The following is an 11540-nucleotide window of genomic DNA, read 5'->3' on the forward strand; positions in this document are numbered from 1 at the left end:
TTGTTCTTCGAGGAGGTCCACGAGGGTGGCGAGCATCTCCTCGCTCTCATCGAGCAGGGACGCCGGAGGTACGCCCAGCGCGATCGCTAGACCAGCGATCAGGTAGCCGAGGTCTCCGTCGACGTAGGGTCCACGGTCGAGATGTCCTTACCGGAGACGGTCTCGGACTGGTCCACGAACTGCTCGAAGTTGCCATCGAAGTGGCCCAGGCGCTTCATGGCCTGCCACGCGAGGAAGGTCAGGGACCGGTCGGAGTCCTCGGCGAGGTTGCCCCACTTCTGGCGGGCGGCGTGCGCGCCGAGGAACATGCGATCACGGGTGGTGACGATGAGGTCTTCGTACTCGGTGCCGTCGAGCATCGCCACGTCAAGCCGGATGCGCTGAATAGCCATGGGTGTGTCTCCTAGATGTGCCGGACCGCGCGTTCTGCGTGGTCCTCGTAGATGTCGTGAATGTCGGTGCCGTACAACGCTGGTCGCATGAACGGGTGCGCTCGCATGACGCGGGTGCCGTACTCCTGATACCCGGCGTAGCGGACGGTGTTGGAGACGGTGCCGACGCCGCCGCTGGCGCGGGAGCGGGTGCCGGCCGCGAGGCGACCGGTCCGCTTGGGGGCGAGGCGGCGCGCGGTCTGTTCGACGGTGCGCGCCGCCTTGCTGGTCGGTGGCTGTAGGTTCTTGATGTTGCGCGCCGCGCGTCGCAGGGATGCGATCGCGGCGCGGTCCCCGGTGACCCGGACCTCAACCACGGTTGCCTACGGGGTGGGGGCGGGCGGGTACTTGGTGGAGTCGGCGGTGCTGTCCGGCGTGAACGTCGGCAGGCCTACGATGTCCCACTCCGCATCCGAGATGTTGCGCTTCTTGACATCGCCGCCGTACTCGACGGGATCGACGATGACGCGGCCGTTGACGGCGGCGGCTTCGCCCTCCTTGGGGATGAAGGTGAACGGAACCTCCTTGCCGGCGTTCTTCCACGTCCAGTCGATCAGGCCGTCCTTCTCGTTGTCCTGACCGGCGGAGAATTCCAGCTTGCTGGTGTAGAGCTTCTCCCCGGCGATGGTGTCGCCGCACAGGGTGGGCAGGTCGTCCTCCTTGTCGGAGTCGAAGGTGATCTTGGCGGCGGTCACCTGGCACGAGATGTCGAGCAGGGAAGCGCCGGTGCCGGAGCCGAAGATCAGCGATCCGGGTCCGAGGGCGACGATGGGCCGTTTGATAGCCATGACGGTGTTCTCCTAGTCGGTGGTGGTGATGATGCGAACGGCGGGGCGGTCGGTGTCGTTGACGACCACGTAGGTGGGCGGTTCATCGAAGGTGACCAGTTCGGCGACCTGATCGAGCAGCGAGCCGATGAGGTCGAGATGGTTGCGCCCGGAGCCTTTCGGCCCCATGAGGAACAGGGCGGCGCGGACGTGGAGGTTGCCCGCGAGGTCGGCGGTCCAGTCGAAGGGGGTGACCCACACGCCGACGCCGACGCTGGTCAGGTTCTTCAGGTCGACGGAGGCGTGGATCCCGGCGGCGCGGAGCGCGTCCACGAGGCGGTCGAGGTCGGTGAGCAGTTGCGAGGCCATGTCAGCCGACCACCAGACGGCGGTACTGCCCGAGGCGGAGGTACTGGTCCAGGTCGCGGTCGCGGCCCGGGATGTACGTCGCGCCGTCGATTCCCTGACTGACCCCGACCGGGGAGTTGCGCCGTTCGATGTTGCGGGCCGCGAGCATCGTCGCGCCCTGCATCACGTCGGCCGGCCACTCCCCGTTGGCGGGCGTCGCCATGTAGGAGGTGATGAAGGCGTTGACCGCCTCGCACACCTCCGCGATCAGCGTCGCGTCGTCCGCCACGGCGGGGTCGTTGGCGTACAGCCACCGCTTGACGCGTGTCACGTCGGCGGGGCCGGTGCCCTCGGTCGGGGTCGTCATGGCTTAGCCTGCCGCCGGGGCGGCGAACTGGACCTTGACCAGGCCGTCCGGGTTGTCGAGCGTGTGGGCGGTGTAGCCGAACAGGGCGCGGTCGCGGCCACCGTGCGACAAGTGCTCCGCCTCCACCCGGAGCGGGCTACCCGGCAGCTCGTAGAACGTCGCGGCCTGCTTGGCACCCGCGACCAGCGTTCCCGCCGGCACCGCCGAGGTCCAGACGATCGAGGCCGGGTCCGGTGCGGCGAGGCCGAGGAACGCGGGGGTCGTCTGCGCGGTGTAGTCGAGCAGGGCGAACTGGTCGTTCGGGTTGGCGAGGTAGTAGGACGGCGTGACGCCGGTCGCCTGATCGACGGCGGTCCGGGCGACGATCATCGCGCGGAGCAGGTCTGTCGCGGCGGCGTTGGTGATCGTCTTCGCGTTCGCGTTGACCCACACGCCCGTGGCGGTGTCGGTGACGATCGCGTAGGACTCGTTCATCGCGCGCCAGTAGGACTCGAGGATCGTGGCGTCGCCGAAGTCGTAGAACTTGCGGTCGAGGTCGTGGCCTCCGGCCCAGCGCGCGGCCTCCGCCTCGTAGGGAGCGATCGCCACCGGGTTGGTGGGAATCTCCGCCTTGTCGCCCGCGTAGGACGCCACGAGCGGCTTCTGCGTCCAGGTGAAGCCCTGGATGCGGTAGGAGGTGAGGTCGCGGCGACCGAGCAGCGGAATCAGGCGGCGGCTCTTGGCGGGGCCGGACCACAGCTCACCGAGCCACTGCGGCGGCTCCGCGTCGATCATCGCGGAGCCCTTGATGTCCGCGAGCGCCGCGTGCGCCACGTCGCCGCCGCGACCGGCCTGAATCATGCGGATCGTCTCGGCAGCTTCGCCGATCGACAGGTGCACATTCTCGCCGCCTCCGCTGCCCTGGTTCTCGCGACCGGGCACGATCAGCTCGCGCGAGCGGTGGAAGGACGCGGCGGCGCGCTCACCGTCCGGCTGCTCGGTGGCCGCGCTGTCCTGCTCGTCGGCGTCGATGAAGTCGAGGTCGTCGGCGGAGACGGCGTTGACCGCCTCGGTGCCGTAGACCTTGATCGCGGCGGCGCGGGCGTCCGCCTCGGATGCGCCCTTGGCGATCAGGGCGAGGATGAAGTCCTTGACGTTCATGGTGTTTCCGTTCTGTTCGGTGGTGGTGGTCGGGTTGTGGAATGAGGCGTTGACGCTCTGCACGCGGGCGGAGCGGAAGGCGGGCGTGTCCACGAGGGCGACGCCGGTCAGGATCGAGTCGATGACGGTGTTGCCGTTCTTGCGGATCGCGGCGACCTCGCCGGAGAGCGCGTCGCGGACCTTCTCCTTGATCTGGTGAATGGCGCGGTCGCCGTCCGGGGTGTCGGCGACCTTGAAGGACATGTACAGCCCGTCCGGCTTGTACTCGGCGTCCGTGGCGTAGCCGACCACCGCGTGGTCCTTCGTGCCGGTGTGGTCCAGGTGCAGCTTGCATCGGGCGAGGTCACGCGGGATGCGGATGGTGTTGCGCCCGAACTCCAGTGCGCCGAGGTCGGTGTAGCCGGTTTCCTCCCACGGGAGCACGAGACCGGTCACGGTCCGAGCCTTCGCCGCGTGGGCGACGTGCCCGCCCTCGGTGTGCAGTCCGGCGACCATCTCGGCGGAGAACCGGGCGACGCCTCCGAGCGATCCGTCCCCAGGCGGCGGCTGCACGCGGTGCCGTCCGAGCAGCTCGGTGGTGGGCATCGGGATCGCTCCGGTGTCGGGGTTACCGGTGAGCGCGGCAAGCTTTGCGGCGAGTTCCTGATTCTGCTGGGCGAGCTGTTCGTAGTTGCCGTTGACCTTCTTGTTGGTCTCGGCTACTGCGCCGTTGATCTTCTCGACGTCGCCGCCGATCTTCGCGACGCCGAACAGGATCGCCAGATACGGTGTGGCGAATCCGAGCAGGGTCGGTAGCGACTCGACCACGGACTGATCGCGGATCGCGTCGTAGAGGATGGCGACGATGATCAGGAGCACGATCAGCGAGCCGAGCGAGAGGGCGAGCATCTGTAATCGGTTGTTCTTCAACGTCATTCCTTCGCGGACGGTTCGATGTTGTCGGGGAGGTCGCGGGCGGTCCACAGGATATAGGCGACCAGCGCGGCGATCGTGGCGGCGATGCCGGAGACGATGCCGAGCACGAACACGAGGGCGATCAGGGCCACAGGATCACCCGCCTGGTGTCGGGGCCGACAACGCCGTCAGCGGCGATGCCGCCCCGGCGCTGCGCCTCGCGCACGACCGCCTCGGTGGCGGGGCCGAAGTCGCCGTCCACGTCGAGATGGCTGTAGCGGGGGAAGACCCGGTTGAGGTGGGCCTGCAAGGCGCGCACGTCGTCCCCGGTGTCGCCGCGCCGGAGCACGGGACGACCGGGCGCGGGCGCGGGCGAGGTCGGCGTGACGCCGATCTGGAAGCGTCCGGCGCGAATGTCGGCGGCGAGCGCGATCAGGCGCGGGTCTCCGGGGCGCACGCCGATCTGCCAGTGCATCTCGTCCGGGCGGTTCCACCTCCGACCCCAGAACATCACGCCTCGGAACGCGGCTTCGAGGTCGTTGCACTTGGCGACGCGATCGGCGGGCATCACGCGCTGCCCCCACGGGTACTGCGGCGCGTTGATGTCTACGGCTGTGCCGGACATGTGGTTGGAGTCGGCCACGTCGTTGTCGGCGGACCAGCCCCACACCTGCGAGCGGATCGGTTCGACGTTGACGCTGTACGCGGCGAGGAACCGAGACAGGACAGTCGCCACGTCGCCCGCGCGGACGGGGACTTGGCGTCCCGCTCCGGGCGCGGTGATGAGCACGCACCCGGAGCGGTTGATCATGGGCCAGCCGTTCTCGGACGGAACGCCGGGGCGGACGGGGTAGCGGGTCACTGCGATGCCTCCGTGTTGGTGGTCGGGGTCGGGGCGGGGCGCTTCGATGCGCCGCCGTCGTCGGGAGTCCCGGCGATCGCGCCGGGACCAAGCAGCTCTTCGAGGTCGAAGGCGATCCGCGTGCCGCGCGGCGACATGTCGTCCAGACCGAGCCGCGCACTGATCGGGGCCATGTACGCGGTCAGACCGAAGTCGATCAAGTCCTGTTGCTTGGCCTGCGCGTTGACGTAGGTCAGTCCCTCCGCGCTCGCGGCGTCGATGATCGATCCGGGGATGCCAGCGGAGCGCGCCACGTCGAGGGCGGCGGCGTTGCGGCCCTCAACCAGCAAGTGCTGGTTGAAGGTGCCGAGTTCCTTGACGTCGATGCCGGCGGAGGTGACCGCCACGCCGGAGCCTTCGCCGCGCCGCGCTGCAATCCAGGCGTCGCGCGCTTCGAGGAGCTGTTCCTCGGTGGCAGGGAACTCGTTGGTCTGGTGCAGGTGCACGTACGCCGAGGGCGTGGACGCGGCCTTGGTGGCGGCGTTGAGCAGGTCGCGGGCGTGCACGAGCGAGGTCAGTCCGTCCACCAACAGGCCGTCGTCGGTGCCGGGTATGACGATCACCTCATCGAGCGACGCCGGGTACTCGGTGCCGTTGCGTCCGGTGTAGACGAACTGACCGGTGTCGCCGTCGATTCGCCACTGCGCGAACGGGATTCGATCGGCAGACAGGACCGGGCCGAGCGTGTTCGGTGCGGCGGGCGCGCCGCGCTGGACCGCCCACGCGCTCACCCCGTAGAAGAACAGGTCATCGACGGTCCACAGCATCCGGTGATACGGGGACACCGGGCCGTCCGTCCGGTCGAGCCAGTTCGGGCGGTCCGCCTTGCCGAGCAGCGCGTCACCTCGGTAGGCGCGCAGTGGCATCCGGGCGATGCTGTTGCATATGGTGCGGCGGGCGCGGTTGACGGCGGGGATGCGCATGGCCTGCTCGCGCGTCATGCCGCCGGTCGGGAACCAGTCCGGCGCGACGATGGGCCACAGGTGGTTCACGTCGTCATACGGGGAGAGGCGACGGAGGTTCGCCTCACCGTTCGCGACGGCGGGGATCGCGAGGGCGGCGCGCAGTTTCGATACCAGGCTCACACGAACCAGACTGTGAACAACCGTCAGGATTACGAAACGTAGTTCGGCGCTCCCGCGCGGTAGCGAGCGTGCCGTGCCTCCGCTGCGTCGTGGTGGACGAACAGGCAGTGGCCGGCGTACAGACGCCACGCGGAGCGCCGGTCGGTCGCGCCGCACCGCCACAGGCAGCCGGGGCGGTTGCACACGATGACGGCGGAGTAGTTGGTGAAGTCGATCTTGTGGTTACGTGCCATGGGTCATATCCAAATCTTCGGTGCGACTGGTGGTTTCGGCTTTGTGAGCGCGGCGCGGACGGCGAGTACGGCGGCTTCAAGGACGGTGATCGGGGCGGCGGAGCCGCGTCGGGCGAGGACTTGTCGGTCGCCCACGGTGCGCAGCGTGGCGGCGTCGAGCGCTTCGCTGAAGGCGGGGTGAGCGCGGAGCCGGACGGCCGGCGCGGTGCCGGATTCCGTCAGCGGCTTACGGAGGCGGTCGAGCATATCGGCGGTTGCCGACGCGAGTTCGGCGGTGCCCACTTTGGTGACGATCGCGCCCGCCCGGTCTGCCGCCTCGGCGAGCGAGGCGGCGGGGCCGTTGCCGTCGATGACGACGTGCCCGCCGTTGCGGTTGGTGACCGAGGTGAGCTTGCCGACCAGATCGTCCGTGGCGTCGGTGATAAGGACGACCTCCACCCATGGGACGCCGGCCGCGTCGATCACGCACGAGACGATCGCGGCTTCGTCGCGCTCGAAGGACACGGCAGCGCCGAACGCCGGTTGGCCGGCGGGCAGGTCGGCGGTGACGGTCGCCAGCTCCGCCACCTCGGCGGGGATGAGGCGATCGAAGGCGGACGTGGGCCGGTTGCCGTAGGCGCGGGTGAACTCACCGGGGGAGAGCTGGGCGCGCCCCGTGGTCAGCACGTCCATGCCCTGTGTGTGGCCGATCGCCGGGTGGGCGGCGGCGATCGCCTCATCGTCCAGGGGGTCCACGTCGGGGCCGATGCCGTAGTCGATCAGGGCGATACCCGGTTCCCCTGCCCTGCCTCGATCGACCAGGCCGTGGAACCACGTGGACTTGGCGGTGCCCATGGTGGAAACCACGATGATCTGCGGCCCTGGCGGGATGCCGCCCTTGCGGCCACGGGTGGCCTGCGTCGGGCCGATCGCGCCCATGATGCCCTCGGCAAGGTCTTCATCGAAGAACCACGCCTCATCGAGGATCACTAGATCGGACTGGCTTGAATGCAGGCTGTCAGGCGTCGGCGGGAACGCCCGGAACCTCCCGCCCATGCGCGGCAGGTTGATCGAGGTGTCACCCGCGCCGCGCAGGCACTTGAAGCCCGAGCGGAGCGGCGAGAGTTCCACGTCATCGATGAGTTCAGTGAACTGCTCGCGGGCCTTGATGCCGGTCTGCGCGGTGTACCAGATACGGGCCTTGGGGCGGGACATGGTGCGCCGGACCGCTGTGCCCTTGACCAGTTCCGTCTTGCCGGACTGCCGGGGAACGGTGATGACGACCAGCGGGTTGAGCAGCCAGCCGTCCGCGTCGCACTCCTCGATCAGGCCGGACGCCTGGTGCTGCCATGGCATGAACGGACGCCCAAACGCGCGATCGGCAAGGAACGCGACCTTTGGGGCGTAGCTGTACGGGCTACGGCGCGGGGTGATGAACCTCGGTGTCGCCACCGGTCGCCTCCTGCTCGGCGGACATCATCTCGCGGATGAGGCCGGCCATCTCGTCTTCGCCCTCGGTGACGCGGGACTCCGGGGTCATGTGCAGACGGTCGAGCAGATCGACCGCACCGGGCAGCGCCTTGGACACCGCCCACAGGTCGCGCTGCCGCTCCGCCTCATCGAAGTTCGTTCCGATCGCGCGGAGCAGCGTCACCGCCGCCTCGTCCACGTCCTCGATGTACCCCTTGGCGTAGGCGGCATGGATCGAACGGTCGATCGCCTCGCTGTGCCGGCCACGGGTCACCTGGCCGTTGACCTTGGCGGCGGTCGGCTCGTCATCGAATAGCGACTGCTGACCGAGCTTGGGCGCTCGCGGGTCAGGTCGGGGCATTTCGGTCTCCTTTCGTCACGTGTCGTAATGTACCGACCCCCACCCTCTCGGAACTGCTGGAAAAAGAGGAGGCGGAGGTCCGCCCGGCGTTAGCAGCGCGGTGTCAAAAACTGCGCGACAACGCTTTCGATCAGTGCGCGCTGTTCATCGCGCGTGTGCACCGCGTTGGGTTTGAACTCGGTGTGCTCGGTGCCGTCCGCGCCGCGCCACCACTTGATCCACCCGACCTCGGTCACCTTGCGGGGCGGTGGCTGTGTGCCGCCGCGTCCGTACAGCGGGTCGTCATTCATCGGTGTCTCCTAGCCAGTTTCGGGATGGTGCGAGGTTGGTGGTGGGGCGTCCGTGGAGGGTGCGCCACTCGGTGAGGGTCATGTCTCCGCGCTGCCGGTTGCAGGGCTGGCAGGCGGGGCGGAGGTTGTCGAGGGTGTCGGGGCCGTTGCGCGATCGGGGGATGAGGTGATCGGCGGTCGTGGCGGTCCCTCGGCACCGTGGGCCGCGCAGGTGGCAGCGCGTCCCGTACGTGGCGAGGGTCGCCCGCACGAGGCGCGTTGCCGGCCTGCCGCCCCACTTACGCACGGTTGAGCCTCGCGAGCCTGTTCGCCTCGGTCATCGCCGTGAAGTGGTACCGGTGCGGGTACCCGACAGCCTCCCAGTGGTCCCAGTGACGGCGGTAGACCTGCCAGCACAGTGCGGGGAAGCCCTTCAATCGCACGGGCAGCACGCGCCAGTGCGCGCCACCGCCCACGAAGCCGTTCACGGTCGGCCCCACCAGTCGGGGAGCGCGACGCCCTCGCCGGCATCGACCGCCGCGCCGGGGTCAGCGGGTGCGCCGGGTGCGGGCGGGCCGTCCGGTAGGGCGTTGACCGGGACACCGGGGACCGGCGCGGGCTGCACGATCCAGCCGCGTCCGCGCAGGGCGTCGAGCAGGTCGATCAGGTCGGCGTCCACGACGTAGCCGGATTCGAGGGGGGAGTCCTGCCGGTCGATGATGCCGGTCTGTTCCAGCGCTTCGCGGGTGGCGTCGAGCAGCGTGGGGGAGTAGTTCGGTTCGGTCATGGTGTTATCTCCTGTTCGATTGTCTTGCAACGTGATTGGGTTTTCCTATCGGCTCCCGTTCCGGCTGTTGCCGGATGGTGGAAGTAGGTGGGTGGGCTTCCCCTAGTTCTCGCGGTGCGAACAACTAGGGCTTGCCGGACGGAGCCAAGCGGAGCCTGTTTGTTCCGCGCCGGGGATTACTCGGCGCGCAGGACTGGGATATTCCGTTGTGGGCCAACGTTTTCTGTTGGCGCGGCTACGTTCTGCCGCGTGTCGCCCGAGTCTGCCTTTACCGACTCCACAACGTGATCGGGGTGTGCCGCATACGCCGTTCGGCACGAGGGGGTGAAGCCCCTCTGACGGGCGACGAAACAACCGGGGCGAGCGGTCGCGGCGAGCTGGTGGAACGGGTTTTCAGGGGTTTCGTGCCGATCGGCACTTAGAACAGGGCGGGGTCTGGTGGAGGCTCCGGCCCTTGGACGGTCATGTCCTTGCTGCGGCAGTCGCGGCACTTGCCGGTCGAGTGGACGCGACCGTTCGGCCAATCGACGGTGACGCCACAGCCCTTGCACGTCTTGGTGTCGAGGATTTGCGCACGGCGGGCCTCGGTGCGGGATGGGTGCTTCGAGCGCCAGTCCGGCTCGAAGGCGGACGCCTCGCGTAGCTCCTGCTCGGTCAGCGGGCGCTTGGAGCCTGCGGGGTGGCGGGTCTTCGTCTCGGCGCGGGCGGCGCGCTCGGCGTTCTTGCGGCGCTCTGCCGGGGTGCGCCCGAACGGGATGACGTTCATAGCTCACCTCGGCGGCGGAGGACTTGCACGCGGGAGCGGACGCCGCTCGCGGTGCGGTGGAGCTTGGCGGCGAGTTCGCGGACCGGCAGGGTGCCATACAGGCGGATCAACTCCGCCTCGTCGGCGGCGGTCCACTCGGTGCCGTGCAGCTCGGAGGTGAGGATCGTGTCGGCCTGCTCGCGGCGGCGGGCGGCGGCGACGGTCGCCTTGACCTTCTCGCGGTTGGCGGCGTAGTAGGCGCGGTTCTTCGCGCGGACCTGCTCGGCGTTGCGTTCCTTCCACGCGCGGGATGCCGCGCGCCCCTTGTCGGAGCGCTTCCACGCGGCGCGCTGCGCGTCATGGCGGGCCTTCGCGGCAGGATTCCGGCGTTCCCAATCGGCCTGATACGCGGTGTTGGCGGCGCGGCAGTCGTCGCACCGGCAGCCGGTCGTGTACTTCGAGCGGGTGCCGTGGGAGGCGTTGCGGGCGCGGGTCACCACAGCGTGCCCTTATCTTGGGCGACCAGGGCGTGCTTCTCGCGGATCGACCAGCCGCAGTGGGTGCAAGGCCAGTCGCCGGCGGATGTGCCCTTGCCGAGGTGGCGCACGTCCTTGGTGCACCCGCCCGGGAGGCACGGCGGGCGGTTCATCTTCTCGGGGAGGTCGGTCATCGGCGGCGCTCCGCGCGGTCGGCGCGACCGGGGCGCTCGGCAGCCCACCAGGCCACGAGCACGGGCGTGCAGATGATCGGCACCGTCAGGAGCGCCTGCACAGCGGGGCTCATCGGGCACCGCCAGCCCGACCCGACAGGTGCCGCGCACGCGGGAGGAGGAACGCGAGGCGGCGGACCTGTCGGTGGGCTACCCCAGAATGCGATGCATCGACGGGTATCCGGCCCGTCGGTGCCGACGCCCGGACCGACCGGGCGGCACCCTTGAAAGGGGAAGATTTGTGACTGACTACAGCGATCAAGATGAGAACAACGCCAGCGCAGAGGCTCAGCGCGCCGAGACGATCTACAACCTCGGTGATGACGTTCCGATCACGGCAGACTTCCTGCGCAACGTCCCGTTCACCGGACGCTTCGAAGACCTCTACGGGCAGCTCGTCGGCCACACGGCGGTTGCTCTCGCTGCGATCGAGCGCCGCGCGAACATGCGCGGCGGTGACTGACGCCCGAACCGACCGGCTCACCGCGCACGCTCCGCTGCCATCGCCTCAACGGCGGTGCGGTCGAGCACGTAAGCGCCGGTCCCGCCGGTCATCTTCGCCACGACCGGCAGCCGACCAAGGCGAGCCCAACGCTGGGCGGTGGAGAGCGGGAGGCCCAACATCGCCGACGCGTCACTGACGGAGCACACCGAAGTAATTACAGGCATGGAACTCATGGCAGCCATAGTGACGTAAAGACTTCAGTTTTGGCAACCCGACGCGCAATAGTGAGGTAATCGCGTCATTGCCGGTAGAGTGCTGACCATGACGACTGCACATCGGCGCGGGGTGATTCCGGATCAGCCGCGCAACCTCCGGCTAGAGCTGGCAAGGCGGCATATTGGCGCGAGTCAGCGGGATTTCGCTGAGATGCTCGGCGTGTCGAACACGACCGTGCAGCGAGCAGAGCGCGGCGACGACGTTCGCCGTTCGACGTTGCTTGCGTGGGCGATGGTGACCGGCGTTGATTTGGACTGGTTGGAGCACGGGACGGTGCCGACTGACGGTGGTCCTAACCAGGGGGAGGGTTCAACCGGCGGGTAGGATCTACCG

General features: G+C 68.8%; 22 protein-coding genes. 2 read left to right on the forward strand and 20 right to left on the reverse strand.

From position 1 onward, the window contains the following. Positions 1-98 precede the first annotated feature (98 nt). From ELY19_RS16545 to ELY19_RS23540, 19 genes are all read right to left on the reverse strand, one after another. On the reverse strand, positions 99-392 hold the full coding sequence (locus ELY19_RS16545) for a hypothetical protein (RefSeq protein ID WP_126197204.1): 294 nt from the start codon (positions 390-392) through the stop codon (positions 99-101). Positions 393-403: 11 nt separating this feature from the next. Continuing rightward, complete coding sequence (locus tag ELY19_RS16550) at positions 404-748, reverse strand: HK97-gp10 family putative phage morphogenesis protein (RefSeq protein WP_126197205.1); 345 nt, start codon at positions 746-748, stop codon at positions 404-406. Positions 749-754: 6 nt separating this feature from the next. After that, positions 755-1219, reverse strand: coding sequence for a hypothetical protein (locus tag ELY19_RS16555; protein WP_126197206.1), 465 nt, complete (start codon positions 1217-1219; stop codon positions 755-757). Positions 1220-1231: 12 nt separating this feature from the next. Continuing rightward, entirely contained in the window at positions 1232-1567 is a 336-nt protein-coding gene (locus ELY19_RS16560; protein ID WP_164711626.1) for a hypothetical protein, read from the reverse strand. Between the two features lies 1 nt (position 1568). Beyond that, on the reverse strand, positions 1569-1913 hold the full coding sequence (locus tag ELY19_RS16565; protein WP_126197207.1) for a hypothetical protein: 345 nt from the start codon (positions 1911-1913) through the stop codon (positions 1569-1571). A 3-nt stretch (positions 1914-1916) separates the two neighbouring features. Beyond that, positions 1917-3968: a hypothetical protein gene (locus ELY19_RS16570; protein ID WP_126197208.1), complete on the reverse strand. Its 2052-nt coding sequence runs from the start codon at positions 3966-3968 to the stop codon at positions 1917-1919. After that, positions 3965-4099: a hypothetical protein gene (locus ELY19_RS24000; RefSeq protein WP_265582793.1), complete on the reverse strand. Its 135-nt coding sequence runs from the start codon at positions 4097-4099 to the stop codon at positions 3965-3967. Before ELY19_RS24000 ends, ELY19_RS16570 begins: the two co-directional genes overlap by 4 nt. Beyond that, on the reverse strand, positions 4090-4809 hold the full coding sequence (locus tag ELY19_RS23845) for a peptidoglycan-binding protein (RefSeq protein ID WP_126197209.1): 720 nt from the start codon (positions 4807-4809) through the stop codon (positions 4090-4092). The genes ELY19_RS24000 and ELY19_RS23845 overlap by 10 nt, the downstream gene beginning before the upstream one ends. Beyond that, positions 4806-5933, reverse strand: coding sequence for a phage portal protein (locus ELY19_RS16580; RefSeq protein ID WP_126197210.1), 1128 nt, complete (start codon positions 5931-5933; stop codon positions 4806-4808). Before ELY19_RS16580 ends, ELY19_RS23845 begins: the two co-directional genes overlap by 4 nt. Positions 5934-5962: 29 nt before the next feature. After that, positions 5963-6166, reverse strand: coding sequence for a hypothetical protein (locus ELY19_RS16585; protein ID WP_126197211.1), 204 nt, complete (start codon positions 6164-6166; stop codon positions 5963-5965). 3 nt (positions 6167-6169) lie between these two features. Next, positions 6170-7501, reverse strand: coding sequence for a terminase large subunit domain-containing protein (locus ELY19_RS16590; protein ID WP_126197212.1), 1332 nt, complete (start codon positions 7499-7501; stop codon positions 6170-6172). A 61-nt stretch (positions 7502-7562) separates the two neighbouring features. Further along, positions 7563-7976, reverse strand: a complete 414-nt coding sequence (locus tag ELY19_RS16595) for a hypothetical protein (protein WP_126197213.1) — start codon at positions 7974-7976, stop codon at positions 7563-7565. An 89-nt stretch (positions 7977-8065) separates the two neighbouring features. Further along, a complete protein-coding gene (locus ELY19_RS16600) occupies positions 8066-8266 on the reverse strand; it encodes a hypothetical protein (protein ID WP_126197214.1) in 201 nt (66 codons plus the stop codon). Beyond that, on the reverse strand, positions 8259-8552 hold the full coding sequence (locus ELY19_RS16605) for an HNH endonuclease (RefSeq protein WP_126197215.1): 294 nt from the start codon (positions 8550-8552) through the stop codon (positions 8259-8261). The genes ELY19_RS16600 and ELY19_RS16605 overlap by 8 nt, the downstream gene beginning before the upstream one ends. After that, entirely contained in the window at positions 8545-8733 is a 189-nt protein-coding gene (locus tag ELY19_RS16610) for a hypothetical protein (RefSeq protein WP_126197216.1), read from the reverse strand. Before ELY19_RS16610 ends, ELY19_RS16605 begins: the two co-directional genes overlap by 8 nt. Next, positions 8730-9032 (reverse strand): hypothetical protein, encoded by a 303-nt coding sequence (locus ELY19_RS16615; RefSeq protein ID WP_126197217.1) that lies wholly within the window; start codon positions 9030-9032, stop codon positions 8730-8732. Before ELY19_RS16615 ends, ELY19_RS16610 begins: the two co-directional genes overlap by 4 nt. A 418-nt stretch (positions 9033-9450) precedes the next feature. Further along, positions 9451-9798 (reverse strand): hypothetical protein, encoded by a 348-nt coding sequence (locus ELY19_RS16620; RefSeq protein ID WP_126197218.1) that lies wholly within the window; start codon positions 9796-9798, stop codon positions 9451-9453. Beyond that, positions 9795-10277: a hypothetical protein gene (locus ELY19_RS16625; RefSeq protein ID WP_126197219.1), complete on the reverse strand. Its 483-nt coding sequence runs from the start codon at positions 10275-10277 to the stop codon at positions 9795-9797. Before ELY19_RS16625 ends, ELY19_RS16620 begins: the two co-directional genes overlap by 4 nt. Continuing rightward, positions 10271-10447, reverse strand: a complete 177-nt coding sequence (locus ELY19_RS23540; RefSeq protein ID WP_164711627.1) for a hypothetical protein — start codon at positions 10445-10447, stop codon at positions 10271-10273. Before ELY19_RS23540 ends, ELY19_RS16625 begins: the two co-directional genes overlap by 7 nt. Before the next feature lie 280 nt (positions 10448-10727). Here ELY19_RS23540 and ELY19_RS16630 point away from each other — a divergent pair, with 280 nt between their 5' ends. Further along, entirely contained in the window at positions 10728-10949 is a 222-nt protein-coding gene (locus tag ELY19_RS16630) for a hypothetical protein (protein ID WP_126197220.1), read from the forward strand. Positions 10950-10966: 17 nt separating this feature from the next. On the opposite strand, the gene ELY19_RS24140 is transcribed toward ELY19_RS16630, so the two are convergent. Further along, positions 10967-11173 carry a helix-turn-helix domain-containing protein gene (locus tag ELY19_RS24140; RefSeq protein ID WP_126197221.1) on the reverse strand — a complete coding sequence of 69 codons (207 nt, stop codon included), beginning with the start codon at positions 11171-11173 and terminating at the stop codon, positions 10967-10969. Positions 11174-11252: 79 nt separating this feature from the next. On the opposite strand from ELY19_RS24140, the gene ELY19_RS16640 reads away from it, so the two are divergent. Beyond that, positions 11253-11531, forward strand: a complete 279-nt coding sequence (locus ELY19_RS16640; RefSeq protein ID WP_126197222.1) for a helix-turn-helix domain-containing protein — start codon at positions 11253-11255, stop codon at positions 11529-11531. Positions 11532-11540: the final 9 nt, after the last annotated feature.

Source organism: Tsukamurella paurometabola (assembly GCF_900631615.1).
GTDB lineage: Bacteria > Actinomycetota > Actinomycetes > Mycobacteriales > Mycobacteriaceae > Tsukamurella > Tsukamurella paurometabola_A.

What these genes read in the sequence shown, in the direction of transcription:
- ELY19_RS16545 (WP_126197204.1), bottom strand. Translation starts at nt 392, where the DNA reads ATGGCTATTCAGCGCATCCGGCTTGACGTGGCGATGCTCGACGGCACC.
- ELY19_RS16555 (WP_126197206.1), bottom strand. Translation starts at nt 1,219, where the DNA reads ATGGCTATCAAACGGCCCATCGTCGCCCTCGGACCCGGATCGCTGATC.
- ELY19_RS16560 (WP_164711626.1), bottom strand. Translation starts at nt 1,567, where the DNA reads ATGGCCTCGCAACTGCTCACCGACCTCGACCGCCTCGTGGACGCGCTC.
- ELY19_RS16565 (WP_126197207.1), bottom strand. Translation starts at nt 1,913, where the DNA reads ATGACGACCCCGACCGAGGGCACCGGCCCCGCCGACGTGACACGCGTC.
- ELY19_RS16570 (WP_126197208.1), bottom strand. Translation starts at nt 3,968, where the DNA reads ATGACGTTGAAGAACAACCGATTACAGATGCTCGCCCTCTCGCTCGGC.
- ELY19_RS16585 (WP_126197211.1), bottom strand. Translation starts at nt 6,166, where the DNA reads ATGGCACGTAACCACAAGATCGACTTCACCAACTACTCCGCCGTCATC.
- ELY19_RS16590 (WP_126197212.1), bottom strand. Translation starts at nt 7,501, where the DNA reads ATGCCATGGCAGCACCAGGCGTCCGGCCTGATCGAGGAGTGCGACGCG.
- ELY19_RS16595 (WP_126197213.1), bottom strand. Translation starts at nt 7,976, where the DNA reads ATGCCCCGACCTGACCCGCGAGCGCCCAAGCTCGGTCAGCAGTCGCTA.
- ELY19_RS16600 (WP_126197214.1), bottom strand. Translation starts at nt 8,266, where the DNA reads ATGAATGACGACCCGCTGTACGGACGCGGCGGCACACAGCCACCGCCC.
- ELY19_RS16615 (WP_126197217.1), bottom strand. Translation starts at nt 9,032, where the DNA reads ATGACCGAACCGAACTACTCCCCCACGCTGCTCGACGCCACCCGCGAA.
- ELY19_RS16620 (WP_126197218.1), bottom strand. Translation starts at nt 9,798, where the DNA reads ATGAACGTCATCCCGTTCGGGCGCACCCCGGCAGAGCGCCGCAAGAAC.
- ELY19_RS23540 (WP_164711627.1), bottom strand. Translation starts at nt 10,447, where the DNA reads ATGACCGACCTCCCCGAGAAGATGAACCGCCCGCCGTGCCTCCCGGGC.
- ELY19_RS24140 (WP_126197221.1), bottom strand. Translation starts at nt 11,173, where the DNA reads ATGGCTGCCATGAGTTCCATGCCTGTAATTACTTCGGTGTGCTCCGTC.
- ELY19_RS16640 (WP_126197222.1), top strand. Translation starts at nt 11,253, where the DNA reads ATGACGACTGCACATCGGCGCGGGGTGATTCCGGATCAGCCGCGCAAC.